Source organism: Mycobacterium sp. NPDC004974, assembly GCF_053600815.1.
Genome location: NZ_JBSGAQ010000002.1, coordinates 266,683 through 293,521, shown reverse-complemented (window position 1 = coordinate 293,521; position 26,839 = coordinate 266,683). Strand labels below are relative to the sequence as shown.

Annotated in this window: 26 protein-coding genes; 16 read left to right on the top strand and 10 right to left on the bottom strand. The window is 65.7% G+C overall.

All coding sequences use genetic code 11. From position 1 onward, the window contains the following. The first annotated feature begins 27 nt into the window (after positions 1–27). The gene (locus ACWEFV_RS06300; RefSeq protein WP_450069745.1) at positions 28–1,242 is read left to right on the top strand and encodes a CaiB/BaiF CoA transferase family protein; all 1,215 of its coding nucleotides are present in this window, start codon (positions 28–30) and stop codon (positions 1,240–1,242) included. A 94-nt stretch (positions 1,243–1,336) separates the two neighbouring features. On the opposite strand, the gene ACWEFV_RS06295 is transcribed toward ACWEFV_RS06300, so the two are convergent. The 3 genes from ACWEFV_RS06295 to ACWEFV_RS06285 all read right to left on the bottom strand — a co-directional run bounded on the left by ACWEFV_RS06295 (position 1,337) and on the right by ACWEFV_RS06285 (position 3,187). Beyond that, positions 1,337–1,648, bottom strand: a complete 312-nt coding sequence (locus ACWEFV_RS06295) for a hypothetical protein (protein ID WP_450069490.1) — start codon at positions 1,646–1,648, stop codon at positions 1,337–1,339. Next, positions 1,648–2,016, bottom strand: coding sequence for a heme-binding protein (locus ACWEFV_RS06290; RefSeq protein WP_450069744.1), 369 nt, complete (start codon positions 2,014–2,016; stop codon positions 1,648–1,650). Before ACWEFV_RS06290 ends, ACWEFV_RS06295 begins: the two co-directional genes overlap by 1 nt. A gap of 154 nt (positions 2,017–2,170) precedes the next feature. After that, positions 2,171–3,187: an AraC family transcriptional regulator gene (locus ACWEFV_RS06285; protein WP_450069489.1), complete on the bottom strand. Its 1,017-nt coding sequence runs from the start codon at positions 3,185–3,187 to the stop codon at positions 2,171–2,173. Positions 3,188–3,340: 153 nt separating this feature from the next. Between ACWEFV_RS06285 and ACWEFV_RS06280 the strand changes: the two genes are divergently transcribed. Both ACWEFV_RS06280 and ACWEFV_RS06275 read left to right on the top strand, forming a co-directional pair. After that, positions 3,341–5,680, top strand: a complete 2,340-nt coding sequence (locus ACWEFV_RS06280) for an arylsulfatase (protein ID WP_450069488.1) — start codon at positions 3,341–3,343, stop codon at positions 5,678–5,680. 90 nt (positions 5,681–5,770) lie between these two features. Next, the gene (locus ACWEFV_RS06275; RefSeq protein ID WP_450069743.1) at positions 5,771–7,159 is read left to right on the top strand and encodes a DUF1254 domain-containing protein; all 1,389 of its coding nucleotides are present in this window, start codon (positions 5,771–5,773) and stop codon (positions 7,157–7,159) included. A 162-nt stretch (positions 7,160–7,321) separates the two neighbouring features. Here ACWEFV_RS06275 and ACWEFV_RS06270 read toward each other — a convergent pair whose 3' ends face one another. From ACWEFV_RS06270 to ligD, 5 genes are all read right to left on the bottom strand, one after another. Next, positions 7,322–7,771 (bottom strand): STAS domain-containing protein, encoded by a 450-nt coding sequence (locus ACWEFV_RS06270; RefSeq protein WP_450069487.1) that lies wholly within the window; start codon positions 7,769–7,771, stop codon positions 7,322–7,324. Between the two features lie 147 nt (positions 7,772–7,918). Continuing rightward, complete coding sequence (locus ACWEFV_RS06265; RefSeq protein ID WP_450069486.1) at positions 7,919–8,539, bottom strand: LutC/YkgG family protein; 621 nt, start codon at positions 8,537–8,539, stop codon at positions 7,919–7,921. Further along, positions 8,536–10,002: a LutB/LldF family L-lactate oxidation iron-sulfur protein gene (locus tag ACWEFV_RS06260; protein ID WP_450069485.1), complete on the bottom strand. Its 1,467-nt coding sequence runs from the start codon at positions 10,000–10,002 to the stop codon at positions 8,536–8,538. The genes ACWEFV_RS06265 and ACWEFV_RS06260 overlap by 4 nt, the downstream gene beginning before the upstream one ends. Then, positions 9,999–10,733: a (Fe-S)-binding protein gene (locus tag ACWEFV_RS06255; RefSeq protein ID WP_450069484.1), complete on the bottom strand. Its 735-nt coding sequence runs from the start codon at positions 10,731–10,733 to the stop codon at positions 9,999–10,001. The genes ACWEFV_RS06260 and ACWEFV_RS06255 overlap by 4 nt, the downstream gene beginning before the upstream one ends. A 15-nt stretch (positions 10,734–10,748) precedes the next feature. Next, on the bottom strand, positions 10,749–11,984 hold the full coding sequence (ligD, locus tag ACWEFV_RS06250; RefSeq protein WP_450069483.1) for a non-homologous end-joining DNA ligase: 1,236 nt from the start codon (positions 11,982–11,984) through the stop codon (positions 10,749–10,751). 54 nt (positions 11,985–12,038) lie between these two features. On the opposite strand from ligD, the gene fadD2 reads away from it, so the two are divergent. The 3 genes from fadD2 to ACWEFV_RS06235 are packed head-to-tail and all read left to right on the top strand — an operon-like array spanning position 12,039 to position 15,429. Next, the gene (fadD2, locus tag ACWEFV_RS06245) at positions 12,039–13,712 is read left to right on the top strand and encodes a long-chain-fatty-acid--CoA ligase FadD2 (RefSeq protein WP_450069482.1); all 1,674 of its coding nucleotides are present in this window, start codon (positions 12,039–12,041) and stop codon (positions 13,710–13,712) included. Positions 13,713–13,741: 29 nt separating this feature from the next. Beyond that, on the top strand, positions 13,742–14,524 hold the full coding sequence (locus tag ACWEFV_RS06240; RefSeq protein WP_450069481.1) for an SDR family NAD(P)-dependent oxidoreductase: 783 nt from the start codon (positions 13,742–13,744) through the stop codon (positions 14,522–14,524). Positions 14,525–14,571: 47 nt separating this feature from the next. Further along, the gene (locus ACWEFV_RS06235) at positions 14,572–15,429 is read left to right on the top strand and encodes an SDR family NAD(P)-dependent oxidoreductase (RefSeq protein WP_450069480.1); all 858 of its coding nucleotides are present in this window, start codon (positions 14,572–14,574) and stop codon (positions 15,427–15,429) included. Here ACWEFV_RS06235 and ACWEFV_RS06230 read toward each other — a convergent pair. Further along, positions 15,426–15,737, bottom strand: coding sequence for a hypothetical protein (locus ACWEFV_RS06230; RefSeq protein WP_450069479.1), 312 nt, complete (start codon positions 15,735–15,737; stop codon positions 15,426–15,428). The two genes, ACWEFV_RS06235 and ACWEFV_RS06230, sit on opposite strands and share 4 nt — an antisense overlap. A gap of 17 nt (positions 15,738–15,754) precedes the next feature. Then, positions 15,755–16,042: a hypothetical protein gene (locus tag ACWEFV_RS06225; RefSeq protein ID WP_450069478.1), complete on the bottom strand. Its 288-nt coding sequence runs from the start codon at positions 16,040–16,042 to the stop codon at positions 15,755–15,757. A 294-nt stretch (positions 16,043–16,336) separates the two neighbouring features. Here ACWEFV_RS06225 and ACWEFV_RS06220 point away from each other — a divergent pair, with 294 nt between their 5' ends. The 10 genes from ACWEFV_RS06220 (at position 16,337) to ACWEFV_RS06175 (ending at position 26,790) form a co-directional block, all read left to right on the top strand. Next, positions 16,337–17,908, top strand: a complete 1,572-nt coding sequence (locus ACWEFV_RS06220; RefSeq protein WP_450069477.1) for an ABC transporter substrate-binding protein — start codon at positions 16,337–16,339, stop codon at positions 17,906–17,908. A gap of 13 nt (positions 17,909–17,921) precedes the next feature. Further along, positions 17,922–19,007, top strand: a complete 1,086-nt coding sequence (locus ACWEFV_RS06215) for an ABC transporter permease (RefSeq protein ID WP_450069476.1) — start codon at positions 17,922–17,924, stop codon at positions 19,005–19,007. Next, positions 19,004–19,918: an ABC transporter permease gene (locus ACWEFV_RS06210; protein ID WP_450069475.1), complete on the top strand. Its 915-nt coding sequence runs from the start codon at positions 19,004–19,006 to the stop codon at positions 19,916–19,918. Before ACWEFV_RS06215 ends, ACWEFV_RS06210 begins: the two co-directional genes overlap by 4 nt. Continuing rightward, the gene (locus tag ACWEFV_RS06205; RefSeq protein WP_450069474.1) at positions 19,915–20,910 is read left to right on the top strand and encodes an ABC transporter ATP-binding protein; all 996 of its coding nucleotides are present in this window, start codon (positions 19,915–19,917) and stop codon (positions 20,908–20,910) included. Before ACWEFV_RS06210 ends, ACWEFV_RS06205 begins: the two co-directional genes overlap by 4 nt. After that, on the top strand, positions 20,907–21,866 hold the full coding sequence (locus ACWEFV_RS06200; protein ID WP_450069473.1) for an ABC transporter ATP-binding protein: 960 nt from the start codon (positions 20,907–20,909) through the stop codon (positions 21,864–21,866). The genes ACWEFV_RS06205 and ACWEFV_RS06200 overlap by 4 nt, the downstream gene beginning before the upstream one ends. A 103-nt stretch (positions 21,867–21,969) precedes the next feature. Continuing rightward, positions 21,970–23,334 (top strand): aromatic ring-hydroxylating oxygenase subunit alpha, encoded by a 1,365-nt coding sequence (locus ACWEFV_RS06195; RefSeq protein ID WP_450069472.1) that lies wholly within the window; start codon positions 21,970–21,972, stop codon positions 23,332–23,334. Further along, positions 23,331–23,873 (top strand): 3-phenylpropionate/cinnamic acid dioxygenase subunit beta, encoded by a 543-nt coding sequence (locus tag ACWEFV_RS06190; RefSeq protein WP_450069471.1) that lies wholly within the window; start codon positions 23,331–23,333, stop codon positions 23,871–23,873. Before ACWEFV_RS06195 ends, ACWEFV_RS06190 begins: the two co-directional genes overlap by 4 nt. Then, positions 23,870–24,202, top strand: coding sequence for a 2Fe-2S iron-sulfur cluster-binding protein (locus ACWEFV_RS06185; RefSeq protein ID WP_450069470.1), 333 nt, complete (start codon positions 23,870–23,872; stop codon positions 24,200–24,202). The genes ACWEFV_RS06190 and ACWEFV_RS06185 overlap by 4 nt, the downstream gene beginning before the upstream one ends. 30 nt (positions 24,203–24,232) lie before the next feature. Further along, entirely contained in the window at positions 24,233–25,183 is a 951-nt protein-coding gene (locus ACWEFV_RS06180; RefSeq protein WP_450069469.1) for a 2-hydroxyacid dehydrogenase, read from the top strand. Between the two features lie 35 nt (positions 25,184–25,218). Then, on the top strand, positions 25,219–26,790 hold the full coding sequence (locus ACWEFV_RS06175; protein ID WP_450069468.1) for a PucR family transcriptional regulator: 1,572 nt from the start codon (positions 25,219–25,221) through the stop codon (positions 26,788–26,790). The last annotated feature ends 49 nt before the right edge of the window (positions 26,791–26,839 follow it).

Genomic DNA, 26,839 nt, shown 5'->3' with positions numbered 1-26,839 from the left:
CGGTTAGGGGCCGCGTTGATCAAGGTAATGCAGGGTATCCGGGTGCTGGAGGTCGCACAGTTCACGTTCGTGCCCGCGGCCGGCGCCATCCTCGCCGACTGGGGTGCCGACGTCATCAAGGTGGAGCACCCGGTGCGCGGCGATACCCAGCGCGGCTTCATCAACATGGGCGGATTCGAACTCGACCCGAACCGGCATCCGCTCATCGAGCATCCCAACCGCGGAAAGCGCAGCGTCGGCATCGACGTCTCGACCCCTGGTGGCCAGGAGATCCTGTACGAGATCGCCAAGACGGCCGACGTGTTCCTGACCAACTACATGCCCCAGGCCCGGCAGAAGAACAAGTTCGATGTCGAGCACATCCGCGCGGTGAACCCGAACATCATCTACGCCCGCGGTAGCGCCTACGGCGACAAGGGGCCCGAGCGGTTGGTCGGCGGTTTCGACGGCACCGCGTTCTGGACACGCAGCGGGGTCGGACATGCCCTCACCCCCGAGGAGTTGGGCGGGGCACTGTCCCAGGGCATTCCGGCGTTCGGCGATTCGATCGGCGGGATGAACATCGCCGGCGGTATCTCGGCGGCATTGTTCCACCGCGACCGGACCGGCGAAGCGCTCGAGGTCGACGTGTCACTGCTGAGCACCGCGTGGTGGGCGGCCGGAGCCAGCGTCACCCAGGGCATGGAGACCGGCGAGACGATGCGCTCGGTGATGCCCGATTCCATCGGCCCCACGGTGAACCCGTTCCTCGGTAACTACCTCACCTCAGACGGCGGCACCATCAATCTGTGCATCGTCAGCCCGACCGGATACATCCGCGACGCCTTTGAGCACCTCGGCCTACCCGAGCTGGCCGATGACCCGAGGTTCTCCGATGTCCTTCCGCTGATCGAAAATGCCGAAGCGGCAGCCGAACTGATTTCCGAATCGATCCGCAGCAAGCCGTTCGAGTATTGGCGTCAGCACCTCAAGACCATGAAGGGCCAGTGGGCGCCGTTCCAGAGCCTGGTTGAGCTCGCCAGTGACGACCAGGCTGTCGCCAACGACATGATCGTCGAGGTGGAGGCCACCGACGGCGGCAAGCCGTTCAAGGTGGTGCGCGGGCCCGTGCAGTTCAATCACGAACCGCTGGAGACCACGCGCGCACCCCAGGCCTCCGAGCACACCGAGATCGTGCTGATGGAACTCGGCATCGACTGGGACCGGATCAGCGAGCTCAAGGACTCAGGCGCGATCGCCTGAGCTAGTTGCGGGCACCGTTTTCTACACCAGGGCTGTTGACCGGCGGCGATCACAGCCCCCATGTAGAAAGCGGGGGCTGTGATGTGTTCCTGAGCTAGTTGCAGCCGCTCGCGTTGACCCACCGGCCGTTCCAGCCGATACAGCCGTTGACGTTCGATCCGGGCGGCGGCGGTGGCGGATCCTCCGGCAGCGGGGCGTAGTACGTCGGCGGGGGAACGTAAGGGGCGACCGCGTCGGCGATGTTGACGCAACCGCCGACAGAAATCCGGCGGCCGGCGCTGGCGCATACGTCGGCGTTGGCCGTCCCGGCGGGGGCGGCGAGGACGATGGCGCCGGGCAGCGCCGTGAATGAGAGCACCACCGTGGCCGCGCGAAGCCAGGATGATCGCGACGTTGTCTTGTGCATCATTGTCCTAACGGCTGGTCGGGCTGCTTGATTCCGCAACGATTGCGGAAATCGGTCAGCGGTTGACGGATCCCGGCGAGGTCAGCGTGGGCCTGGGGATTGCCGTCGAAGTAAGCCCGTGTGGCGTCCGGCACCTCTTCCTCCGGACGGCCCCGCAGGCTCGTATAGAAGTCGTTCACGTCCGGGTGGGTGAACAGGTACGTCGACGTCGACGCGGCGACGCCCGACGCAATGTTGGCGAGGTCGGCAGCCGTGCAGTCGGGCGGGCGCGGCGGCGGCGGATCGGCCGCCGCGGTCACGGGGCTGAACAGACCGACGGCGACCCCGACGGCACCGGCGGCGAAAGCCGGGACCAATCCGTAGCGCATGTTGGACAGTGTGCGGGACACAGCGGGACTCCTTCCCGAGGCGGGCAGGTGCCGATTGCATCGCCCGGCGGGCCGAACTGTAGCAGGTGGGGCGGGGTATGGGCGACGAATCCTTCGCTCGGCAAGGACGTGGCTTGGCTTGGTAGCCCGGCGTTTATGGCCGCGGCGGCGACCCGACCCGTGCGTTGCGGTAGGCCGTGGGAGTCGCGCCGAACCAGCGTTTGCAGGAGCGGGTGAGGACGCTCTGCTCGGCATAGCCGAGTTGGCGGCAGAGTTGGTCGAGGCCGACATCGGTGTCGAGCAGCAGGCGTTGAGCGACGTCGCGGCGTGTCTGGTCGACCAGGTCGGCGAACGTGGCGTTCTCGGCGCGCAGTCGCCGTTGCAGCGCCTTCGGGTGCAGGCCGATGTGACGGGCGATGTCGGACAGGCCGATGGCCCCGGTGGGCAGGAGTTGGCGCACCAGGCTGCGCACCCGTTGGCTGGTCGCTGGGTCGAAGTCGCCCATGAGCTGGGCGAGGTAGTCGACCGCGGTCTGTTGGGCGAGTTGATCGGCGGGCAGTGGCCGTTGCAGATCGGTGGTGCGCAGGGTGAAGCCTGCGACCGGTTCGAAAAAACTGGGCGGGCAGCCGAAGTAGCTCTGATAGTCGTCGGTGGGGGTCAATGCATGGTGGGGTAGGTGCACTGCGATTGGCCGGTAGGCGGTGCCGAGAAACAGCCGCAGTACCCGCAGCGTGACTCCCAGCGACAGTTCGATCGCCTGGGCTTGCGGGGGTGACGGGTCCAGGTGGAATTCGAATTCGAAGCGCGGTAGTTGCGGGTCGAGATGTGTGGTGACCCGTGCGGTGATCGAAGGGCTGTAGGCCGCCATGAATTTCTCGAAGATCGTGAAGGCTTCGGCAACAGTGGCGGCATTGCGGCCGGCAAGGCCGACCGGGCCCAGGATGTCGATGCCCTGACGAAGTGCCAAACGCCGTCCGAAATCCGGGGTTCCGAGTGCGGCGGCGGTGTCTTCGAGCATCCGGGCGCCGTTGGGCAGGGAGATGAACCGGTCGTGACGACCGACATCGTCGTAGGGAATGTGGGCGGCCGCGATCAGTGCGCGACTATCTCCGCCGAGTTCGGTGACGAGTTGGTGAAAATTCGTGAGTGCCGTCCCGCGAATCACGGCCATGTCCCAGACTGTCAAAGATTTGTCCTGGAATGTCAAGACATCGGCTCTCAGTTTGCTGCACAGTAGATGACCGGGTCGGGGTGAATCGGCTGCGCGGCTTGCCCCACAGTGGCCTGCTGCACAGACCGAGTTCCTATGGAGGAGAGGGGCGCGGTGTCTGACGTGCAGGGTGACCAGTTGGTGGCGGCGGTTCTACCGGACGGAGGTGTTTTGCCGTTCCCGCCGGTTCCGTCGGGCAGTATCGCGGGCCGCACGTTGCAGGAGTCGACGTACCAACCTCGTCAAGTCCCGAAGCGACTACATGATGACTCGCCGAACATCGTCATCGTGCTCATCGACGACGCGGGGCCCGGCTTGCCCACGACCTTCGGCGGTGAGATCACCACGTCGACGCTCGACCGCATCTGCGCTGAAGGCGTGTCCTACAACCGCTTTCACACCACCGCCATGTGCTCGCCGACCCGGGCGTCGCTGCTCACCGGCCGCAACCACCACGAGATCGGCAACGGCCAGATCGCTGAGCTCGCCAACGACTGGGACGGATACGCCGGCAAGATCCCGCGGTCGAGCGCCACCGTGGCTGAAGTGCTCAAGCAGTACGGCTACGCGACATCGGCCTTCGGGAAGTGGCACAACACCCCCGCGGAAGAGACCACTGCCGCCGGACCGTTCGAGAACTGGCCCACCGGTTTGGGTTTCGAGTACTTCTACGGATTCCTGGCCGGTGAAGCCTCGCAGTACGAGCCAAACCTGGTGCGCAACACCACCGTCGTCGCCCCGCCGAAGACTCCCGAAGAGGGTTACCACCTGTCCGAGGATCTGGCCGACGACGCCATCTCCTGGCTGCGCCGGCACAAGGCGTTCAACGCCGACAAGCCGTTCATGATGTATTGGGCCAGCGGTTGCCTGCACGGTCCGCACCACATCATGAAGGAGTGGGCCGACAAGTACGCGGGCAAGTTCGACGACGGTTGGGATGCCTACCGGCAGCGGGTGTTCGAGCGCGCCAAGGACAAGGGCTGGATTCCCGAGGACTGTGTCCTGACCGAACGCGATGAAGCGATGGCGGCCTGGGATGAAATCCCCGAGGACGAGAAGCCGTTCCAGCGCCGTCTGATGGAGGTCGCCGCCGGCTACGCCGAGCACGTCGACGTCCAGGTCGGCCGTCTCGCCGATGAGCTCGAATCACTCGGTTACGCCGACAACACCCTGTTCGTCTATATCTGGGGTGACAACGGCTCGTCGGGCGAAGGCCAGAACGGCACGATCGCCGAACTCTTGGCGCAGAACGGGATTCCCACCACGGTGCGCCAGCACATCGACGCCCTCGAGGAGCTCGGCGGCCTCGACGTCCTGGGTTCCCCGCTGGTTGACAACCAGTACCACGCGGCCTGGGCGTGGGCGGGCAGTACGCCCTACAAGGGGATGAAGCTGCTCGCCTCCCACCTGGGCGGCACCCGTAATCCGATGGCGGTGCGCTGGCCTGCCCGGATCAACGCGGATGCCGCTCCCCGCGATGTGTTCCTGCACTGCAACGACATCGTGCCGACCATCTACGACATCGTCGGTATCGCGCCGCCGCAGATGGTCAACGGCGAACCCCAGATGCCGCTGGCGGGAGCGAGTTTCGCCCGCACGCTGGGAGATCGAAATGCACCCGGCGGCAAAAAGACCCAGTACTTCGAGGTCATGGGCAGCCGCGGTATCTACCACGACGGCTGGATGGCCTCGGCGCGTGGGCCCCGGCTGCCGTGGGTGCCGGGCCTGCCGCCGGGTATCGCCACGTGGACCCCCGACAACGACACATGGGAGCTGTACCACCTCGACGAAGACTGGTCGCAGGCCCACGATCTCGCCGCTGAACAGCCCGAGAAGCTTGCCCAGATGCGGGAGATGTTCATGGTCGAAGCCGCCCGCAATGCGGTGTTGCCGATCGGCGGCGGCCTGTGGGTTCCGGTCTATCACCCTGAGTTGCGTATCGCCCCGCCCTACAAGGAGTGGGAGTTCTCGGGTGACACCATCCGGATGCCGGAATTCTGTGCCCCGGCGCTGGGCAACAAGAACAACGTTGTCACCATCGACGTCGACATCCCCGCCAATGCCAACGGGGTGCTGTACGCGCTCGGAGCGGCGGCCGGTGGGCTGACGGTCTACCTCGACGAGGGCCAGCTCTGCTACGAGTACAACCTGTTCATCTTGTCGCGCACCAAGATCCGCAGTGAGGGCAAGGTGCCGCCGGGGCGCGCCACGATCACCGTGACCACCCAGTACGCGGACCCGCGCCCGGGCGGTCCGCTCGACATCACCGTCGCGCGGAACGGCGAGACGATTGCCAGTGGCCAGGTCCCGGTCAGCGTGTCGTTGCTGTTCACCGCCAACGACTGCCTCGACATCGGCACCTGCCTCGGCTCACCTGTATCGCTCGACTACCGCGAACGCGCGCCCTTCCCCTTCGACGGCCAGATTCACCGCGTCCACGTCGCCTATACCTAGTCGGCGGAAACCCTCAGAAAGGAACGACTTTTCGTGAAGAAGGATCGGCGCGTGGCCAAGAGGCTCGTCGCGCTCGGCACCGCGATCTTGATGATGGGCACCCTGGCGTGTTCGCCTTCGTCTGACCACAGCCAGCAGTCTGGGCCCGGCCAGTTGACGCCCGATGAGGCCAAAGCCATCGCCCTGGATGCCTACGTCTACGGGTATCCCCTTGTCACCGTTGAGATGACGCGACGTGTGATGACCAATGTCGCCCAGGTTGAGACGCCGCGGGCGCCGATGGGGCAGTTGATGCGGATGCGTGAGTACCCGAACGCCCAGTTCCGCGACGTCACCGCACCCAACGCCGACACCCTGTACACAAACGGATTCATCGACGTCAAGAACGAGCCGTGGGTGCTGACCTTGCCGGACGCCCGCGACCGCTACTACCTGTTCCCCATGCTCGACGGCTACACCAATGTCTTCGAGGTTCCAGGGAAGCGCACGACCGGGACGGGCCCGCAGACCTACGCCATCACCGGTCCGGGCTGGAAGGGCACGCTGCCCGCCGGCGTGAAGGAGTACAAGTCACCCACCTCGACCGTGTGGCTGCTCGGCCGCATCTACTGCGACGGCACGCCAGAGGACTACGCGGCCGTGCACAAGCTGCAGGACGAGATCTCGCTGGTGCCCCTGAGCTCGTACGGTAAGCCGTACACCCCGCCGGCCGGCAAGGTCGATCCGACCATCGACATGAAGACGCCGGTCCGCGACCAGGTCAACAATCTGAGTGCCGAAGCGTACTTCGATCTGTTGGCCTCGTTGATGAAGGACAACCCGCCGACCGAGGCCGACCGCCCGATCGTGGACAAGATGGCTGAACTCGGCATCGTCGCCGGGGAGAAGTTCGACATCAACAAGCTCGGTCCCGACGTGGCCGCAGCCTTGCAGTCGGTTCCCAAAGAGGGCGTCGACAAGATCATGGCCCGCTTCAAAGACCTGGACGACGTCAACGGTTGGCGGTTCACCACACAGACTGGTCAGTACGGCACCGACTATCTGCAGCGCGCGTTGATCACCGCCATCGGCCTGGGCGCCAACTTGCCCAAGGACGCGGTCTACCCGACGTCGGAAGCCGACACCGATGGTCACTCCTACGACGGCGCCAACAAGTACACGCTGCATTTCGACAAGGGCCAGTTCCCGCCCGTCAACGGATTCTGGTCACTGACCATGTACGACGAGGGCTACTTCTTCGTCGACAATCCGCTCAACCGCTACACGCTGAGCCAACGGAACCCCTTCGCCAGCAACCCCGACGGATCGGTCGATCTCTATCTGCAGCACGAGAACCCCGGCCCGGGCAAGGAAGCCAACTGGCTGCCCGCACCCGCCGGCAAGTTCAACCTCATGTTGCGCCTGTACTGGCCGACGGAAACCTCACCGTCGATCATCGACGGCACGTGGAAGCCACCCTCCGTCACGAAGGTTCAGTAAGACGATTTGCCATAAATAAGCGAAATGGCTGCCAGACCGGGTCTGGCAGCCATTTCGACGTTTGTCTGATGTGCGATGAACTACGTGTGCACCGCCCGGTGACGATGGCGAAGCAGGCGGGTCAACCAGCGAACATCGATCAACATTGCGTTGGCCTTTCTCTCAGGCGCTCTTGATAAGCAGGGGCAGCAACCGGCGGCGTGCCGTGTTGCCTTCGGCGAAGTGATGCAGGGCTTCGGGCACCGACGAACTGACCGGTACGTCCACCTCCTGGTGGTGGATCTCGGAGATGACCGGCTGGCTGGCGACCACCGTCCAGTCCACACCGATTGCGCCGCACCGTTCATCGATGTCGTAGAACAGTGAGATCGCTTGCGGTGCAAAGCTGTTCACGCCACTCAAATCGAGTGCCAACGGCTTCTCCGCGAGGATGAACCGATTCACATACGATGCGATCTGGTCGATGTTGTTGGTGTCGACATCTCCCTTGACGGTCACCACTGTTGCCAGCTGGCGGCATTGCGCACGCATCGATGCGCCCTCGCAGATAACCGCCGAGTTCCCGTACCGAAAGTGTCGATCCAATGCCGGGGTGTTGTTCGTGAATGCCATGATCAGCCTCCCGCCGTCTTTCCTGAGCTCTGGGCTGAGCTCCTTCGCGTCAACCTGTCCATGACGTTATGCGGGCAATCTAAGGCGGCTGGGAGCCAGCGTTAATACTTTGCTAAGAACCCTCCGGGGCCTACTCGTCGGTAAGGTTCACACCACCAGCACGTCGAGCGTTCGGGGTCCGTGGACGCCTTCTACACGTTGTAGTTCGATGTCGCTGGTGGCGCTGGGTCCGGAGATGAAGGTCAGGGGCCGCGTCGGCGCCAGCTCGCCGAATGCCTGAGGGACGGTGTCGACGATCTGATCAGCCCGCACCACACAGATGTGATGGTCGGGTACCAGGGTCAGCGCGCGCCGCCCTTGTGTGGGGCCGGCATCCAGCACGATCGTCCCAGTCGCTGCGATCCCCAGCGCGCATCCGGTCAGCACCGCATCGGCTCTGTCGAGTTGCTCGACACCGAGCTCGGGCGCATCGGCGACCGTCGTCAGCCCCGCCACCCATTCGGGCGGCAGGTCGGCCGGGATGACCACGGTGGCGCTCGGCCCGACCAGTTCCAGAACGGTCGACGCGATCGCGTCGACCTTGATGCGATGTACCCGGGCTTGGTACTCGGCGACCGTCTCGGCGAACCTCTCGACATTCCCGGCGCCGGTCAGCGGCTCGCGGTGATAGTCCCGCGGCACCACGACTGCCTGCGGCGGCGCGGACGCCAAGGCGCCGCGAACCCGGCCGAGCACCGCCGCCCTGGCCTCCGGCGTCGGGCCGGTCATCCTCGCCCTCCCTGATGAGTCCGGTTCCACCACTGCCGGAACGTCTCGGCCGGCGGCTCGGGAATGTCCCGGCTGGCCGTCCACTTGGAGGCCGGCCAGGGCAGCGAAGAGATGCGGTGATCGCGCCCCGCGATCAACCGACCGGCGCCCAGAACCTTCTCGGCCAGCGAGAACCGGCCCGCGCCGGCCATTGCCCAGCCCGCGGCCTTCATCGCCAGATCCTGCCCGCCGGGTAGCCCTCCTCGCTCCGAGTCCACCTGCTCGGCGCGCAGGTGCACCAGGATTGACGGGATGTCGATGCGTACCGGACACGCTTCGACACACGCCCCGCACAGCGTCGAGGCATACGGCAGGCTGGCGTTGGGGTCGTCGTGACCGGTGGTGCCGGTGAGCTGAGGACTCAGGATCGCCCCGATCGGTCCCGGGTACACCGAGCCGTAGGCGTGGCCGCCGGTGCGTTCGTAGACCGGGCAGACGTTGAGGCATGCGCTGCATCGGATGCAGTGCAGCGCGGCGCGTCCCACCTCGTCGGCCAGCACCCGGGTACGGCCGTTGTCGAGCAGGACCAGGTGGAAGTCCTGTGGACCGTCGCCGGGGTGCACGCCGGTCCACATCGAGGTGTACGGGTTCATTCGTTCGGCCGTCGACGAGCGTGGCAGCAACTGCATGAAGACTTCGAGGTCGGCGAACGTCGGCACGATCTTCTCGATGCCCATCACGGTGATCAGCGTCTGCGGCAGCGTCAGGCACATCCGCCCGTTGCCCTCGGATTCCACCACCGCGAGCGTGCCGGTTTCGGCGATGCCGAAGTTCGCGCCGCTGATCGCGACCTTCGCGGTGAGGAACTTGCGCCGCAGATGGGCCCTGGCCGCCATCGCCAGTACCCGGGGATCGTCGGTGAGCTCACCCGCGTCGGGCATCTCGCGGGTGAAGATCTCACGGATCTCGGCGCGGTTGCGGTGGATCGCCGGCACCAGGATGTGGCTGGGTTTGTCGTGGCCGAGTTGCACGATGAGCTCGGCCAGATCGGTTTCGAACGCGGCGATGCCCTGGGCTTCCAGATATTCGTTGAGCCCGATCTCCTGCGTGGCCATCGACTTGACCTTGACCACCTCGTCGGAGCCCGTGGCGCGGATCAGGCCGGCGACGATGCGGTTGGCCTCATCGCCGTCGCGGGCCCAGTGCACCACGCCGCCGCGCTGGGTGACGTTGTCCTCGAGCTGCTCGAGCAACTCGGGAAGCCGGGCCATGACGTCCTGCTTGATGGCGCTGCCGGCGGCGCGCAGCTGCTCCCAGTCGTCGCACTCGCGTATTGCGTTGAGCCGCTTGGTGCGAATGGTGTGGGTGGCATGGCCGATGTTGCGGCGCAGCTGGGAATCGGCGAGCGCGGTGCGGGCGGCGGCGGGGAACGGTTCGTCGCCGCGCAGGTTGCCGACGCCGGGGGTGCCCAGAAAGGTGGTCATGCCTGCGCCGCCAGGATCTCGGCCAGGTGCACGGTGCGCACTCCGGATCGCAGCCGGCTCAGCCCGCCACCGATGTGCATCAGGCAGGAGGAGTCCCCGGCGCTGCACACCTCGGCGCCGGTCTCCAGGATGTGGGCCATCTTGTCGGTCAGCATGGCCGTGGACGTGTCGGAGTTCTTGATCGCGAACGTTCCGCCGAAGCCGCAACACGATTCGGCCTCCAGCAGCTCCACCAGTGTCAGCCCCCGCACCTTGCGCAGCAGTCGCAGCGGTTTGTCACCCACGCCGAGCATGCGCAGCGAGTGGCAGGTCGGGTGATAGGTGACGCGGTGCGGATAGTAGGCGCCGACATCGTCAACCCCGAGCACGTCGATCAGCAGTTCCGACAGCTCGTAGGTCTTGGCCGCCAGGCTCTCGGCGCGGGTGGCCAGGGCTTCGTCACCGGCGCGACGGGCCACCATCGCGTGCTGGTGACGTGCCGAACCCACACACGAGCCCGACGGGGCCACCACGGCGTCGCAGTTCGCGGATTCGAAAGCCTGGACGTGATTGCGCACCAGCGCGGTGGCTTCCTTGAGATAGCCGGTATTGATATGCATTTGGCCGCAACAGGTTTGGCCTTGTGGGAACTCCACCTGATGGCCGAGGCGCTCGAGCAACTGCACCGTGGCGATCGCCGCGGGTGGGAACATCGCATCCGCCAGGCAGGTCGCGAACAGGGCGATTCGCATACGCACTCCTAGTTTTCAGCGCTTCCACTGAGCGCCGCGGTAGTTCTCCCACGGGTTGTAGTCGGCGAGCAGCTCCTCCTGGGGTGGGCGCTCGGCCTCAGGTACGTGCTGGAGGTTGACCCGCACCCGGTACCAGATCGAGCTCGGGCCGCGCATCCCGTCGAGCAGGATGTCGACGGGTTCCAGACGCGCGGCCACCGCGGGATGGCGATCGCGCCACACGTCCAGTGCCGCCATGGCCTCGTCCTTGGTCTTGGTCTTGGCGATCTCGATCAGCGGCATCGAAGAAACGCGCCTGCCGGCACCGCTTCGTCCGGCGCCTTTCGGCGGCTTCTCGGCCGGGCCGAGCTCTTTGGCGAGCGCAAGCAACGCGTCCAACCCGCCGACTGTGATGTCCATGCCCTCCCACGGGTCGCCGATATCGGCGAACCGCTCGGGCACTGTGGCGACCGTGAACGCCTCGGGACGGCACCCGTCGACCTCGTCCCACCGCAGCGGGGTGGATACCCGGGCATCGGGGGTGGCTCGCACGGAGTAGGCCGAGGCCACCGTGCGGTCCTTGGCGTTCTGGTTGAAGTCGACGAAGACCCGGGCGCCACGTTCCTCCTTCCACCAGCGCGCCGTCGCGAGATCGGGAACGCGCCGCTCGACCTCACGCGCCACTGTCTCGGCGGCCAGTCGCACCTTGGTGAACGGCCACCTCGGGTGGATGCGGGCATAGATGTGGAAGCCGCGCGAGCCCGACGTCTTGGGCCACGCGGTCAGACCATGATCTTCGAGCACCGCGCGGGCGACTTGGGCGACGTCGACGATCTGCGACCAGTCGACCCCGGGCATCGGGTCCAGGTCGACCCGCAGTTCGTCGGGATGGTCGAGGTCCTCGGCCCGCACGGCATGGGGGTTCAAATCGACGCACCCGAGATTCACCGCCCATGCCAGACCCGCGGTGTCGCGCAGCACGGCTTCCTTGGCGGATGTGCCGGACCGGTACTTGAGCTCGGCCACGTCCACATAGTCGGGCCGCTTCTCCGGTGCCCGTTTCTGGAAGATGGCCTCGGCGGCAATGCCCTTGACGAACCGTTTGAGGATCATCGGACGTCCGTACACTCCGCGCAGTGCGCCGTCGGCCACTGATCGGTAGTAGTTGATCAGGTCCAGCTTGGTCACGTGCGCGTCAGGGAAAACCACCTTGTCAGGGTTGGTGACGGCCACCTCGAGGCCGTCGATCTCCAGCGATACTGCACCGGCCATGACCACATGGTAGTTAAGGCCCGAAGTGCGATAGATGTCACTTATTGTGGCGACATGCCAAGTCTGTCTGATCTGCCGGCGAACCTGACTGCGAAGGCCAAGCAGTACGCGGAGCGGGGCGCGGCGGAATTGCACTACGCGCGCAAGATGTTCGAGGCGGGTGCGCTGCGGCTGGAACCGCCACAGAACATCCTGGCCATGCTGGGTGACATCCGCACCTGGGGTGAGATCGGAATGATCCCGGCGCTGAACGCGCGTCGGCATCCCAACCGGGTCGCGGTCATCGACGACGAGGGCGAATTCACGTTCGGTGAGCTCGACTCGGCGGCGCACGCGGTGGCCCACGAACTGCTCACCATGGGCGTCAGGGGCGGTGACGGGGTGGGGATACTGGCCCGCAACCACCGCTGGTTCCTGGTCGCGCTGTACGGTGCGGCCCGGGTGGGAGCCCGGATCATCCTGCTCAACTCCGAGTTCTCGGGGCCGCAGATCAAGGAGGTCTCCGAGCGCGAGGGCGCCAAGGTGATCATCTACGACGACGAATACACCGCTGCGGTGGCCCACGCCGAACCGGAACTGGGCAGACTACGGGCGCTGGGCGTCAACCCGGATTCGGGCAAACCCTCCGGCAGCACCGATGAGACGCTGGCCGACGTCATCGCACGCGGCAATGGGCGTCCGGCACCGAAGGCCAGTAAGCATCCCGCGATCATCATCCTGACCAGCGGCACCACCGGAACGCCCAAGGGCGCCAACCGTGCCGCCCCGCCGTCGCTGGCCCCGATCGGGGGAGTGTTGTCGCACGTCCCGTTCCGGGGCGGCGAGGTGACCGCGCTTCCCGCGCCGATGTTCCATGCGCTCGGGTTCCTGCACGCCACCCTCGCGATGATGCTGGGCACGACCCTGGTGCTGCGTCGCCGGTTCAAGCCCGCCACGGTGTTCGAAGATGTTGAGAAACATCAGGTCACCGCCATGGTGGTGGTGCCGGTCATGCTCTCGCGGCTGCTCGACTACCTCGAGCAGGTGACGCCCAAGCCCAATCTGTCCTCGCTGCGGATCGTCTTCGTCTCCGGATCCCAGCTGGGTGCCGAGCTGGCCTCCCGCGCCCTCAAGGAGCTCGGGCCGGTCATCTACAACCTCTACGGCTCGACCGAGATCGCCTTCGCGAGCATCGCCCGGCCCAAGGATCTGTCGATCAACCCGGCCACGGTCGGGCCGGTGGTCAAGGGCATCACCGTCAAGATCATCGACGACAACGGCAACGAGCTTCCCCCGGGGCAGGTGGGCCGCATCTTCGTGCGAAACACGTTCCCGTTCAAGGGTTATACGGGTGGCGGGGGCAAGGAGATCATCGACGGCATGCTGTCCTCGGGCGATGTCGGATACTTCGACGAGCACGGTCTCCTCTATGTCAGCGGCCGCGATGACGAGATGATCGTGTCCGGCGGGGAGAACGTGTTCCCGGCCGAGGTGGAGGATCTGATCAGCGGCCATCCCGATGTCATCGAGGCGACGGCACTAGGTGTCGAGGACAAGGAATGGGGTGCCCGGCTCAAGGCCTTCGTGGTGAAGGCCGAGGGCGCCAGCCTCGACGAGGACGCGATCAAGACCTACGTCAAAGAACATCTGGCCCGCTACAAAGTGCCACGTGAGGTGGTCTTCCTCGACGAATTGCCCCGCAACCCGACCGGCAAGATCCTCAAGCGCGAACTCCGCAACCTGGAATAGTTCGCCCGCATCGGTGGTAGTACAGCCTTGTGAACATCGACCTGACCGGAAAGACCGCACTCGTCACGGGCTCGACCCAGGGCATCGGGTTGGCCATCGCCGAGCAACTGGCGCGCAGCGGTGCCCGTGTCGCCGTCAACGGTCGCACTCCGGCCCGGGTCGATGAAGCCGTCGCGAAGCTGGGCGAGTTCGACGTCCTTGGTGTCGCCGCCGATGTCTCCACCGAGGAGGGAACAGCGGACCTGCTACGTGAGTTGCCCGAGGTCGACATCCTGGTGAACAACCTCGGCATCTTCGGTGCCGTACCGCCGCTGGAGATCACCGATGAGCAGTGGCGCACTTACTTCGACGTGAATGTCCTTGCCGCAGTCCGACTTATCCGCAGCTACCTGCCCGGGATGACCGAGCGGGGCTGGGGCCGGGCCATCCAGATCGCCAGTGACTCCGCCATTGTCACGCCGGCGGAGATGATCCACTACGGCGTCTCCAAGACAGCACTGCTAGCGGTGTCGCGCGGTTTCGCCAAGGAGGCCGCCGGCTCCGGCGTGACCGTGAACTCGGTGATCGCCGGGCCGACCCACACCGCGGGCGTCGAAGACTTCGTCTACCAACTGGTCGACAAATCGCTGCCGTGGGATGAAGCGCAACGCGAATTCATGATCAAGCACCGGCCGCAGTCGTTGATCCAGCGCCTGATCGAGCCTGAGGAGATCGCAAACATGGTGGCCTACTTGGCGTCTCCGTTGGCCTCGGCAACCACAGGTGGAGCGCTGCGGGTCGACGGCGGGTACGTCGACTCGATCCTGCCCTAAATCCACAACCCCCGGCGGGTCCGCGAGTTCGAACGTATTCTGCGGCCATGGGTGCGAGTCCGTCGGGCAAGGTCGCCGTCATCACCGGTGGTGCGTCCGGTATCGGTGCGGCGCTGGCAGCCAGGCTGGCAGGCGAAGGCGCCGAAGTCTGGATAGCCGACCGGCAGATCGATGCCGCACAGGACCTTGCCCGCCGCCTCGGTGCGAGCGGCGGCACAGCACACGCGATCGAACTCGACGTGCGTGACCCTGCATCGTTCGAGCGGGTGGCCGCCGAGATCGTGGAGCAGTCGGGGCGCATCGACTACCTGTTCAACAATGCGGGTATCGGGGTCGCCGGCGAGGTCGATTCGTACACACTCGATGACTGGAACGACGTCTTCGATGTGAACCTGCGCGGTGTCGTGCATGGCATCCAGGCGGTGTATCCGATCATGATCCGGCAGCGCAGCGGTCACATCGTGAACACCGCGTCGATGGCGGGGCTCATGACCGGCGCGGGCACGGCGAGCTATTCGGCCACCAAACACGCCGTCGTGGCCATCTCGCGGACCTTGAGGGTCGAAGCCGAGCGACACAACGTGTTGGTCTCGGCGCTCTGCCCGGGCGTGGTGCGGACCCCGATCCTCACCGGCGGCAAGTACGGGCGACTCAACGTCCTGGGCATCGGTGACGAGGAGTTCGTCAAGAAGTTCTGGGAACCGTTGCGGCCCATGGCCCCTGCGGCATTTGCAGAGCGGGTGGTGCGTGCGGTGATGCGCGGTGACGCGATGATCATCGTTCCGGCGTGGTGGAAGATGCTCTGGTACCTGGAGCGGCTGTCGCCCCGGTTGTCGTTGCGCTTGGCGAAGGTGGCGCTCAATCGCAGCCGCGCCGTGAAAGCCGCCGGCGCTACGGGGTCCTAGTCGAGCATCGCTGAGCCCGGCACGGCCAGGCACATCAGCGACAACGCCAGCAGGAACCAGCCTGCGCCCTGCCAGATCGGCCAGGTGCCCTCGGCTTTCCATACCTGGTAGGTACGGACGAATGCGCCGACGCCGCCGACGAAGAGAATCGTCGGGACCAGCGACGCCGAGAGGGTGGAATGGTCAAAGGCGTAGAACGTCAGGGCGACCCCGGCGACAGCGACCACGGCCAGCACGTAACCCACCGCGGATCGGAACATCTCCGGATCGTGCCAATGCTTTTCGACGTCGTCCTCGTCGCTGCCCATGAGGTCCACTCAGATCGTCACGGCGGCCCGTTGACGTACCAGGCCAGGCATCCCGGCTTGCCCCGGCACGCGATGATGGCGCCGGCGTCGGGAGCGGACCCGCGCACCCGGGGCGGCCTGGGTTGCAGGTTGCAGTTCACCACGTAGGGATTCCACGGAATGACGCCGTTCACGCATGGGTCGGCCTGGATTTCGGTGGCCCCCGGGGCGACCTGACCCCACACAGCGGTCGGCGCGATGACGACCGACAGCGCAGCTGCGCCCAGCAGTACCGGGCGCAGAATGCGTAGTCGTGACGTGCTCATCGTTGAGAGTCAACCGTTTCTGCTAGCTGCCTATTTCGACGGTACGCCTGAGACCGGCGAGCAGACGTAAATGTCCCCCAAAACACCGGTTTTGGGGGACATTTACGTCCGCTCGCGCCAGGGGGAGCAGGGCTGTAGCGCGCACTGTGCGCGCCGACGACTTGTGGCGCAATCGCGGTGCGGTCGCACATGGTGACCCAGCTCACGACAGCGTTGGCTGGTCTGCACCACGTCGTGAGGGCTCCGGTCTGCCCTCACCGGAGACAGGAAGCGGTGGTTATGGGTATTACTCGGATGAGACGCCGAGCTGGTGCGCTGCTCTCGTTGAGCCTCGTCGGACTGGTGGCGGCCTGTGGAGGATCAAGCCAAAATGCTGCGGCCGCCGACACGCTCGTCATCGACGAGGTGCTCAATATCAGCACGCTCGACCCCGCGCAGGTATTCGACTTCACCGGCGCCAACGCGCTGTTGCACACCTACGACACCCTGGTGACCTTCGACGGCGAATCTGTCGAGAAGGTGGTGCCAAGTCTCGCTGAGAGCTTCGAGGGCTCACCTGACGCCAAGACATTCACGTTCCGGTTGCGGCCGGACGTCGAATTCTCCGACGGAACTCCGATGACGGCCGACGACGTGGTGTTCTCCTTCAACCGACTCAAGAACTACAAGGGCAGCCCGTCGTATCTGATGGACGGTTTGGCGGTGACCGCGCCGAACGCATCGACCATCGTGGTGTCGTCGGAGACGCCGCGTCCGGAACTGCCGGTGATGTTGACCTCCGGCAACTTCAGCGTGATCAACTCGGCCGAGGCCAAGAAGCACGGCGCCACCGATGCGCCCAACGCCGCGGCCGCAGACAGCGCGGGTTCCAAGTTCGACAAGATGTCGATGGGCACCGGGCAGTACGTGTTGGAGAGCTACGAACCGAACTCGAAGCTGGTGCTCAAGGCGAACGACAACTATCGCGGTGACAAACCCACATTTACCCGGTTGGTCTTCCGTAGCACCTCCAGCCCGCAACAGCAGTCGCTGAACGTCCAGAACGGCGATGCCGATGTCGCGCTGAACCTGTCGTCGCCGATGCTGGCCGAGCTGGACGCCGCGAAGGTGTCGGTGCACAGCGGTCTGCCGCCGGAGGTCGTCTATCTGGCGCTCACCAACGCCGCCGACTCACCGACCGCCAACGCCGATTTCCGCAAAGCGGTTGCGCTCGGCGTGGACTACGACGGGCTTGTGCAGTTGGCCGGGCCCGGCGCGGTGCAGGGCACCGGCCTGATCCCACGCAGTGTCAAGGCCGCGCTGCCCGAGCAGTTCGCCACCAAGCGCGACGTCGGCGCGGCGAAGAACTCGCTGGCCGCCAGCGGCAAGGGAGGTGCCGAGATCGTGTTGGAGTACGGCAGTGACTACAAGGTCGGCGGCCTCGACATGGGTATGTTCGCGCAACGTATCGCCTCGAGTCTCGGTGAGGTCGGTGTCAAGGTGAGTTTGAAGCCCGGCCCGACACAGGTCACGCGCACCCGCTACCAGGAGGGCAAGACGCAGGCGGCGATGTACCCCTACCCGCCGGACTATCCCGATCCCAGCCAGTTCCTGATCTACAACCCCGGCGGTGTGCTAGGCGAGCGGATTCACTGGCCATCGGAGCAGGACCCGCAACTGATCGAGTTGGCGGACAAGGCCAGTGTCACGCTGGACGACGCCCAGCGAGTGGCGGCGTTCCAGGAATGGGACCAAACCCTCAAAGCGACAAACCATTTCATCCCGATCGTGACGGTGGCCTCGAACGTCGTCGCGGACAAGAACCTGACCGGGCTGAACTACAACCCAGCGCTCGGAACGAATTTCGGCAAGGTCGGCCGGGGCTGACGAAGGGTATCCGATGGTCATCGACAGCCTCGCGAACCCGGAGGTGCGCGCTGAGCCCAGCGCGCCCGCCCGGCGTCGCCGCCCTCTCGTCCGTTACGCCCTGCGCCGACTGGGCTTGACCGCCATCCTCGCGGTCGGTATCACGGTGGTGAGTTTCCTGCTCACCACCGTGGTGCCGATCAACGCGGCAGCCGCCAACCTCGGTGATCGCGCGGCCAGTGACCCTGAGGTCGTGGCGGCGTACGAGGCCCGGTACGGACTGGACCGGCCCCCCGTCGTTCAATACTTCATCTATCTCAAGAACCTCCTGCAGGGTGACCTGGGAATGTCACAACTGACCCACCGTCCCGTCGTCGAGGATCTGGGGGCCTACGCGCCGGCGACGCTCGAACTCGTGATGGCCGCCGTGCTGTTCGTGGTCGTAGTGGGGGTCGCTCTGGGCACCTGGGCTGCGCTACGGCGCAACAGGTTTCCTGATCAGCTCGCCAGGATCATCGCAATGCTCGGCGTGAGCACTCCGATCTTCTGGCTCGGGTTGGTGGCCTCGTTCGTATTCTTCGCCAAGTTGGGCTGGCTGCCGAGTGGTGGTCGACTTGACTCGACATTCGTTGCCCCGCCGAAGATCACGGGATTCCTCACCATCGACAGTCTGCTGGCCGGCGACCTGCCCGCATTCGCTTCGGCAGCCTCGCATTTGGTTTTGCCGTCGGTGGTGCTGGGTGTCTACACGTTGGGCTTGATCATCCGGTTCACCCGCACCTCGGTTCTGGAGGTACTCGGGCAGGACTACGTGCGCGCGGCAGAAGCCAAGGGGCTCAGCGGAACCGAGACGACGTTCCGGTACATACTGCGCGCTGCCGCCGGACCCATCATCACCGTGACCGGCGTTGCTTTCGGCACCCTGCTGGCCGGCACCGTACTGATCGAGACGGTGTTCAACTGGCCCGGTCTCGGGCAGTACGCCTACCACGCGGCGACGGCGGGCGATCTGAGCGCGATCATGGGAGTGAGCCTGTTTGTCTCACTCTCCTACATCCTGATCAACCTCGTCGTCGACCTGCTCTATATGGCCCTTGACCCGCGAGTGAGGCTGACATGACGACCACCCTGCCGGCATTCGATGATGTCATCGAACAACAGTCGCAGCCCCGGCATCGGCGATGGCGCCGAATGAGATTGGGCAAGTATCGCAACACCGCATTTCTGACCGGCGCCGTGATGCTCTCGCTGTGGGCGCTGGTGCTGCTCTTCGCACCGCACATCGCGCCGTACGATCCGTTGGCCCAGGCGTTTCCGCCGCTGTCCGGGCCGTCGGCGCAGCACTGGTTCGGTACCGACGAGCTCGGGCGCGACGTGCTCAGCCGGGTGCTGTACGGCAGCCGGATCTCGGTGGTGTTCGGCCTCGTCCTGGTGGTCTGCGCCGCCGTCATCGGCGGGGTTGTCGGTTTGGTGGCCGGCTTCTTCGGCGGCTGGGTCGACGAGGCACTGATGCGACTGGTCGACCTGGTGTTCGCGTTCCCGGTGATCATCCTGGCGATGGCGATCGCCGCGTCACTCGGTGCGAACCTGCACAACTCGGTGCTCGCCGGCGTGATCGTGTCGTGGCCGATCTATGCCCGCACCGTGCGCGGGCTCGTGGTCAGTCTGCGGGAATCGGACTTCGTGCTGGCCAGTCGGCTGGCCGGCACGTCGTCGCTGCGGTCGATCCGGATGGACGTCATCCCCAGCGTGGCCGGACCCGTCCTGGTACTGGCCACCCAGGAGGTGGGCGGCGCGATTCTGCTGCTCGCCGGGCTGTCGTTCCTCGGTCTCGGCGCCCAGCCGCCCACCCCGGAATGGGGGTCGATGATCGCGGCGGGTGCCAACCAATTCTCGTCGTGGTGGATCGCGGTGTTCCCGGGCTTGGCCATTCTGACCGTCGCGTTGGCGTTCAACCTGATCGGGGACAGCCTGCGCGACATCCTCGACCCCCGCACCAAGCGGCTGGCCGAAGCGGGGAGGGCGTCATGACGCTACTGCGCATCGACCATCTGAATGTCAGTCTGCCCGTGGCGGGTACGTACCAGCCGGTCCTGGTCGACGTGAATCTGACTTTGGCAGAAGGCCAGATCCTGGGTGTCGCGGGTGAGAGCGGCAGCGGCAAGACCATGACCGGCCTGTCCGTGCTGCAACTGTTGCCCACGGGCGCGCGTCGCACCGGGTCCATCACCCTGAACGGACGGGAGCTGCTGGAGTTGAGCCCCCGCCGGATGCGGGAGGTGCGTGGCCGTGACGTCGCGATGGTGTTCCAGGACCCGATGAGCAGCCTGCACCCGATGCTGCCCGTGGGTCGTCAGTTGACCGACCATCTGATCAAGCATCGCAAGGTGTCCCGTGCCGCCGCGAAGGCGCGGGCGGTCGAACTGCTGGAGCAGGTACGGCTGCCCAGCCCTGAGCGCACGCTCAAGGCGTATCCGCATCAGCTCAGTGGCGGTATGCGCCAGCGCGTCGCGATCGCGATCGCGCTGGCTTGCGAGCCCAAGGTGCTGATCGCCGACGAGCCGACGACCGCCCTCGATGTCACCGTGCAGGCCGGCATCCTGCAGTTGCTCGACACCCTGAGGAATGAGACGGGAATCGGCATCATGGTCATCACGCACGACCTTGGAGTGCTTTCCAGCGTCGCAGATGATCTCGCGGTGTTCTATGCCGGGCGGATCATCGAGCAGGCGCCCGCTGCGGACGTGTTTCGGCGACCTACGCATCCGTATACGTCTGCGCTGCTGGCTGCATTGCCGCATGTGGAGGACGCGAACGGTGAGTTCGGGTTGCGGCCGCTTCGAGGAGCCCCGCCGGGGATCGGGGAATGGCCGCAGGGCTGCGCCTTTGCCCCCAGATGTGAACGGGCAGTGCAGGAGTGTCAGGCGCGCATCCCGGATCTCGATGACGTGACCGACGGCCACAGTGTCGCGTGTTTCGTTGCCGAGCGGGAAAGCGAGATCGCGGAGCGGGTGGTGTCATGAGCGACTCGGTGCTCTCAGTTCGGGACGCGGTGGTGCAATACCGACGGGCGGATCACACCGTCGTGCGGGCCGTCAACGGCGTCTCGCTGGACCTGGCCGCGGGGGAGATCCTGGGCGTTGTCGGGGAAAGTGGTTGCGGTAAATCGACTTTGGCGCGGGCCCTGGTGGGCCTGGCGCCGTTGACGTCAGGTTCGATCACCTATCGTGGGCGCGATGTGGTACCGCTCGGCCGGCGCACCAGGCCGGCCGAGCAGTGTCACGTGCAGATGATCTTCCAGGACTCCGCCGCATCGCTGAACCCCCGCCGCACAGTGGGAGACCAACTCGCCGAGGTGATCCGGGCTCGGAAGCTCCGCGGCGGCAGCGGTGGTGTCGAGTTGGGGCATCTGCTGGACCGGGTCGGGCTACCTGCGACGGCTGCCCGGAAATACCCGCACGAGTTCTCGGGTGGGCAACGGCAACGGATCGCGCTGGCGCGCGCATTGGCCACCGAACCCGAGGTGATCGTGGCCGACGAGCCGATCTCCGCACTCGACGCGTCCGCTCAGGCATATGCGGCCCAGTTGATCGTGGATGTCTGTTCCGAAGAAGGTATTTCACTCATCTTCATCTCGCATGATCTGGCCGTGGTGCGCGCCATCGCAGACCGTGTGGCGGTGATGTACCTGGGCCGGGTCGCCGAACTCGGGGCAACCGCCGCCGTCTGGCGTGCGCCGCGGCATCCGTACGCCCGCGCGTTGATCGACGCCGTACCCGTTCCGGACGGTCGGCGACGCCAGCTCCGGGTTCTTCCCGGGGATGTGCCCGATCCCGCACAGGCACCGTCGGGATGCCCGTTCCATCCCCGCTGCCCGGAGGCGGTTGACATCTGCGCCACCGAACTGCCGCCACTCCTGGAGATGGGTGAAGGGCGCACTGCTGCTTGTCATCTGGCCGATGCGGCGGTGTTGTACTGACGCACCAACCGGTCCCGGTAGGCCATGCACGCGCACATACCGGAGCGCCGGGCAGCTCCATAACCTCAATCCTGAACATCAACAGTTAACTGGAGGCGGATCCGTGAAGGAACGCATCGACGAGTTGGTCGTCCGCGAGCGCGGCCTCGTCAGCCGCGAGGTTTTCGTCGACGACGACATCTTCAAGCGCGAGCTCAAGCACATCTTCACTCGCGCATGGTTGTTCGTCGCGCACGAGGACCAGATCCGCAACAAGGGCGATTACGTGGTGTCCCGGATGGGCACCGATTCGGTGATCGTGTCCCGGGACATGGAAGACGACGTACACGTACTGCTCAACACCTGCACGCACCGCGGGATGAAGCTGTGCCGCTACGACATGGGCAACACCCGCAACTTCACCTGCCCGTACCACGGCTGGAGCTACTCCATCGACGGCCGGCTGGTGGAGCGTCCGGGAGACCTGGTGGGAGTTCCGGGTTTCAGCACCTACTATCACGGCGAACTGGACAAGAAGGCCTGGGGTTTGGTGCCGGTGCCGCGCGTCGCGGTGTACAAGGGCACGGTGTGGGCCTCGTGGGACCCGCAGGCGCCCGACCTCTTGGATTATCTCGGCGACATGCGCCTGTATCTCGACTACGCGCTCGACGGGCGCGACGGCACCGAGGGCAACAACGAGATGATCGGCGGCATCCTGAAGTGGCGGGTGCCGTGCAACTGGAAGTTCGCCCCGGAGAACTTCATCGGCGACAACTATCACGATGTCAGCCACCGCTCGGTGGACCTCGTCGGCATCGGGCCCAGCGGTGGGCGCGGCCGGCGCGACGACGAACCTGAGAACGTCACCACGCTCGGCTTCCCGGGCCTGGGCCACGGCGTGATCGGTGAGCCGCCGTACTACTCCGAACCCGAGTACGCCGGCGGCTGGGACAACGATCCGGAGGTCGCCGAGTACTACCGGCGCTGCCATGAGCGGCGCGTCGAGCGGTTCGGTGACAGCCCTCGGGTCAGCATGACCGTCGGCACGATCTTTCCCAATATGTCGTTTCATGGCCGCCAACCCCGCACCATCGCGGTGTTCCATCCGATTTCGCCCACCGAGATGGAGATGTGGCGCATCTTCCTGGTGGACCGGGACGCCCCGCAGAAAGTGAAGGACACGGCCCGTCACTACTACCTGCGGTACTCCGGTCCGGGCGGGCTGACCGAATCCGATGACATGGAGAACTGGACCTACGCGTCGCAGTCCAGCCTCGGGACTGTCTCGCGCACTTTGTACTTCAACTACGAGATGGGACTCGGCCACGCCAAGCCCATCGACGGGCTCGACGGCGCGGTCGACAACGGTGAGTTCACCGAGGAGAACGCGCGGATCTTCTACAACCGCTGGGCCGATTTCATGAAGGCCGACAGCTGGGAAGAACTGGCACCGGTCGCCGAGCTCGATCAGGAGGTGTTGCTTCGATGACCACCGCACCCATCGCGCCGGGTGCCGACCTGCAGTTGGCATTCTCGGTGCAGCAGTTCCTGTTTCACGAGGCCGATCTGCTCGACGATCGCGACTACGATCAGTGGCTCACGCTGCTGCACCCCGATGTGCGCTACGTGGTCCCGCTGGCGCGCAACGTACCTAGGACCGCGGCAACGGAATTCACCGTCGAGCAACACGACCTGTGCTGGATGGACGAGGGTCTGCACACCATCACCCAGCGGATTCGCCAGATCCAGACCAACATCCACTGGGCCGAGGAACCGCCGTCGCGCGTTTCGCACCTGGTGACCAACACCAGGATCAGCGACGTCGCCGAGCGGGAACAAGGTCGCCAGGTGGTGGCCAGATCGCGAATCCTGGTGTACCAGAATCGCGGTGAGGACGAAGTGAATATGTTCGTCGGCAAGCGCAGCGACACCTTGGCGGAGGGGCCCGATGGCTGGCGGCTGTTGCATCGGACGGTGCACCTGGACCAGAACGTACTGCTGGCCAAAGCATTGACGGTGTTCCTGTGAGCGACATCAAGGCGACATTCATTCTGCCGTCCGGCGAGCAGGTAACCCTCGACGTCTACGACGGGTGGTCCCTCATGGAGGCCGCCCGCCAGGAGGGCGTCGAAGGGATCGTTGCCGAATGCGGTGGCGGCGCGATCTGCGGAACCTGTCATGTACGGGTGCGTGCCCCATGGGCCGACAAGCTGGACGCACCGGGACCCACCGAGCAGGCCCTGTTGGGTGTCGTCCCGGAACCGTGTGAGACCAGCCGGCTGAGCTGCCAGGTGATCGCCGTGGCCGAACTGGACGGCATCGAGGTCGAAGTGCCCTCGCAGCAACTGGATTTGTGACCGATTACAAGTATCAAAAGGACTGATTTGATGACGACGATCTTCAACTCCACCGACGTGCCCGCGGATCTGCTGCAGGCGCTGAAAGCCGACTTCGACGTGGTCGACGTGCCGCCGGGCACGGAGAGCGGGCTGGCGGCCTACGGAGCACCGACGGCGTGGATCCTCGACGGCGACACGAAGATCGACGCGGGGGTCCTCTCCCAGCTGCCGTCGCTGCGGCTGGTGTCGAACTACGGCGTGGGCTACGACAACATCATCGTCGACGACGCCACGGCTGCCGGCGTGATCATCACCAACACCCCGGGCGTCCTCGACAACGCGGTGGCCGAGGTGACGCTGGGCCTGATCCTGGGTATCGCGCGCGGGATCGTGTGGTCGGATCGCTGGATCCGCAACGGCAACTGGGGACCCGATTGGGCGCCACTGACCGGCGACGCACACGGCGCGACATTGGGCATCGTCGGCATGGGCCGGATCGGGCGTCGCGTCGCCGAACTCGTCGCGCCGTTGGGCATGCGGGTGCTCTACCACAATCGGAAGCCGAACCCGGAGATCGACAACAGCGGTCTGGCGCATTACGCGGAGTGGGAGACAATGCTGGCCGAGTCCGACTTTGTTTCGCTGCACACCCCGTTGACCGAGCGCACCCGTGGCTTTTTCACGGCCGAGGATTTCGCGTTGATGAAGCCGAGCGCCTACCTGATCAACACCGCGCGCGGCGCGGTGGTCGACGAGGCGGCGTTGCTGGACGCGTTGACCAATAACCGCATCGCCGGTGCGGCGCTGGATGTGTTCGTCGATGAGCCGCTGCGCAAGGACAGCCCGCTGCTGCAGCTGGACAACGTGGTGCTGACACCGCACATCGGCAGCGCCACAGTGCATACCCGCCGGGCGATGATCGAGCTCGCGGTCGGCAATGTCAGGGCAGGCGCGCGCGGCGAGGCGCCGCAGACACCTGTCAACAGCATCGTCGGCTGAACAAAATCGGCGGGTGGGCTATCTTGCAGGGCACCATGCAGTTCGGTTCAGGCCCACTCGGTGGCGGCGTCGCCGGCATAGGTCCGGTCAGCCTGCGGACCCTACTCGACGCCGAGCAGTTCGGCATCCGCGCGATCTACCTGCCGGAAGGCGCCGAACAGCGGGAGATCCGCTGGGTCACGGTGACCGAGATGGTCGACCCGGCGCCGTACCTGTTGGGGGACGAGCTGATCCTCACCCTGGGGATCTCCTGGCCGGAGCCGACCAGCCCCGAGATCACGACGTTCATGGAACGCGTCGCGTCGGCAGGTGTCAGTGCTGTCGGCACAAGCGTGGCCCCGGCACTCCAACACACTGAGATTCCGGTGGCCCTGGTGGAGGCCGCCCGCCGGTTCAACCTGCCACTGATCGAGATTCCGTTGCGGACGACGTTCCGGTCGGTCGCGGAGTACGTGGTGGACCGGCAGGTGGCCGACCGGTACGCGGTGGCCCGGCGCACCCTCGAAGTGCATGAGGCGCTGACCGACGCATTGCTGTCCAGGCAGGGGCTGGACGGCCTGATCGCACGGCTGCGCACGATGCTCGACGCGCCGGTGGCCCTGGTCGACTTCCACGGCAACGTGCTGGCGGCGACGCCGACCAGCGAGGTCTGGCCCACCGGGGAGATCCTGGCCGGGCGCAGCCGGCTGCAGTTCGGATCGGTGGTGGCGGGCGTGACGTGCTACCCGGTGAGCGTCGCCAACCACAACGTGGCGTTCGTCTGTACCAAGGGCAGCACTGAGACGCAGGATGTGGTGCGCTTCGCGCTCGGGCTGGTGGCCTTGGAGTTCTCCCGGCTGCAGGCCGAGCGGAACGGCAGGCGTGAACTCGTCGGCGAGGTCATCGAAGACCTGGTGCACGGCGACGTCTCCGACACCGCGGGGGCGAACCGGCTCGCGAGATGGGGAGTGGACACCCAGGCCGGCAACCGAGTGGTGCTCGCCCGGGTGGCATGTCCGCCGGAACGCCTGCACGACGTGCCCTGGAACGGGGACCGCTTTCTGCCCGGCAGCGTCGGTCAGTATGTGGTGGCCCTGGTCGGCGAGGTGATCGCACTCGTGGTCTCGGAGCGAGTGGACACCGAGCGGCTGACCTGCGGGATGCGCGAACACCTGGGCCGGCTGGGCCCGGTCAGCATCGGGCTGGGCGGCGTGTATCCGGGCGTCACGGGGCTGCGGATGTCGTGGTACGAGGCGCAGGAGGCGCTGAGCCACGGGCCGGGCGTCAACCAGCCCGCACCGGTCAGCATGTCGCGTTTGTTGCTGGCCAACCTGAAGGTGCCGCTGGGCTCGCTCGGCGAGGAGATGCTGCGGCCGCTGCTGGAATACGACCGCGAACACGACTCGTGCCTGGTGGAGACTCTGCGAGCCTTCGTGGAACACGACTGCCAGGTATCGCTGGCCTCCGAGGCCATGTACGTCCACCGCAACACGTTTCGCTACCGCATGCAGTTGATCGAGAAGCTGACCGACCGTGAGCTGACGTCGTTCGCCGACCTCGTCAATCTCTACCTGGCCATCCTGGCTCTCGACATCGAGCGCAACCGCCACGGCTCTGCCGTCGATTAGTGCACGGCGACGGTAGTCGGCCGGATCCTCGTACATCTGACTATCGGCT

What these genes read in the sequence shown, in the direction of transcription:
- ACWEFV_RS06300 (WP_450069745.1), top strand. Translation starts at nt 28, where the DNA reads ATGCAGGGTATCCGGGTGCTGGAGGTCGCACAGTTCACGTTCGTGCCC.
- ACWEFV_RS06295 (WP_450069490.1), bottom strand. Translation starts at nt 1,648, where the DNA reads ATGCACAAGACAACGTCGCGATCATCCTGGCTTCGCGCGGCCACGGTG.
- ACWEFV_RS06290 (WP_450069744.1), bottom strand. Translation starts at nt 2,016, where the DNA reads ATGCGCTACGGATTGGTCCCGGCTTTCGCCGCCGGTGCCGTCGGGGTC.
- ACWEFV_RS06285 (WP_450069489.1), bottom strand. Translation starts at nt 3,187, where the DNA reads ATGGCCGTGATTCGCGGGACGGCACTCACGAATTTTCACCAACTCGTC.
- ACWEFV_RS06275 (WP_450069743.1), top strand. Translation starts at nt 5,771, where the DNA reads ATGATGGGCACCCTGGCGTGTTCGCCTTCGTCTGACCACAGCCAGCAG.
- ACWEFV_RS06270 (WP_450069487.1), bottom strand. Translation starts at nt 7,771, where the DNA reads ATGGCATTCACGAACAACACCCCGGCATTGGATCGACACTTTCGGTAC.
- ACWEFV_RS06265 (WP_450069486.1), bottom strand. Translation starts at nt 8,539, where the DNA reads ATGACCGGCCCGACGCCGGAGGCCAGGGCGGCGGTGCTCGGCCGGGTT.
- ACWEFV_RS06260 (WP_450069485.1), bottom strand. Translation starts at nt 10,002, where the DNA reads ATGACCACCTTTCTGGGCACCCCCGGCGTCGGCAACCTGCGCGGCGAC.
- ACWEFV_RS06255 (WP_450069484.1), bottom strand. Translation starts at nt 10,733, where the DNA reads ATGCGAATCGCCCTGTTCGCGACCTGCCTGGCGGATGCGATGTTCCCA.
- ligD (WP_450069483.1), bottom strand. Translation starts at nt 11,984, where the DNA reads ATGGCCGGTGCAGTATCGCTGGAGATCGACGGCCTCGAGGTGGCCGTC.
- fadD2 (WP_450069482.1), top strand. Translation starts at nt 12,039, where the DNA reads ATGCCAAGTCTGTCTGATCTGCCGGCGAACCTGACTGCGAAGGCCAAG.
- ACWEFV_RS06235 (WP_450069480.1), top strand. Translation starts at nt 14,572, where the DNA reads ATGGGTGCGAGTCCGTCGGGCAAGGTCGCCGTCATCACCGGTGGTGCG.
- ACWEFV_RS06230 (WP_450069479.1), bottom strand. Translation starts at nt 15,737, where the DNA reads ATGGGCAGCGACGAGGACGACGTCGAAAAGCATTGGCACGATCCGGAG.
- ACWEFV_RS06225 (WP_450069478.1), bottom strand. Translation starts at nt 16,042, where the DNA reads ATGAGCACGTCACGACTACGCATTCTGCGCCCGGTACTGCTGGGCGCA.
- ACWEFV_RS06220 (WP_450069477.1), top strand. Translation starts at nt 16,337, where the DNA reads ATGAGACGCCGAGCTGGTGCGCTGCTCTCGTTGAGCCTCGTCGGACTG.
- ACWEFV_RS06215 (WP_450069476.1), top strand. Translation starts at nt 17,922, where the DNA reads ATGGTCATCGACAGCCTCGCGAACCCGGAGGTGCGCGCTGAGCCCAGC.
- ACWEFV_RS06210 (WP_450069475.1), top strand. Translation starts at nt 19,004, where the DNA reads ATGACGACCACCCTGCCGGCATTCGATGATGTCATCGAACAACAGTCG.
- ACWEFV_RS06205 (WP_450069474.1), top strand. Translation starts at nt 19,915, where the DNA reads ATGACGCTACTGCGCATCGACCATCTGAATGTCAGTCTGCCCGTGGCG.
- ACWEFV_RS06200 (WP_450069473.1), top strand. Translation starts at nt 20,907, where the DNA reads ATGAGCGACTCGGTGCTCTCAGTTCGGGACGCGGTGGTGCAATACCGA.
- ACWEFV_RS06190 (WP_450069471.1), top strand. Translation starts at nt 23,331, where the DNA reads ATGACCACCGCACCCATCGCGCCGGGTGCCGACCTGCAGTTGGCATTC.
- ACWEFV_RS06180 (WP_450069469.1), top strand. Translation starts at nt 24,233, where the DNA reads ATGACGACGATCTTCAACTCCACCGACGTGCCCGCGGATCTGCTGCAG.
- ACWEFV_RS06175 (WP_450069468.1), top strand. Translation starts at nt 25,219, where the DNA reads ATGCAGTTCGGTTCAGGCCCACTCGGTGGCGGCGTCGCCGGCATAGGT.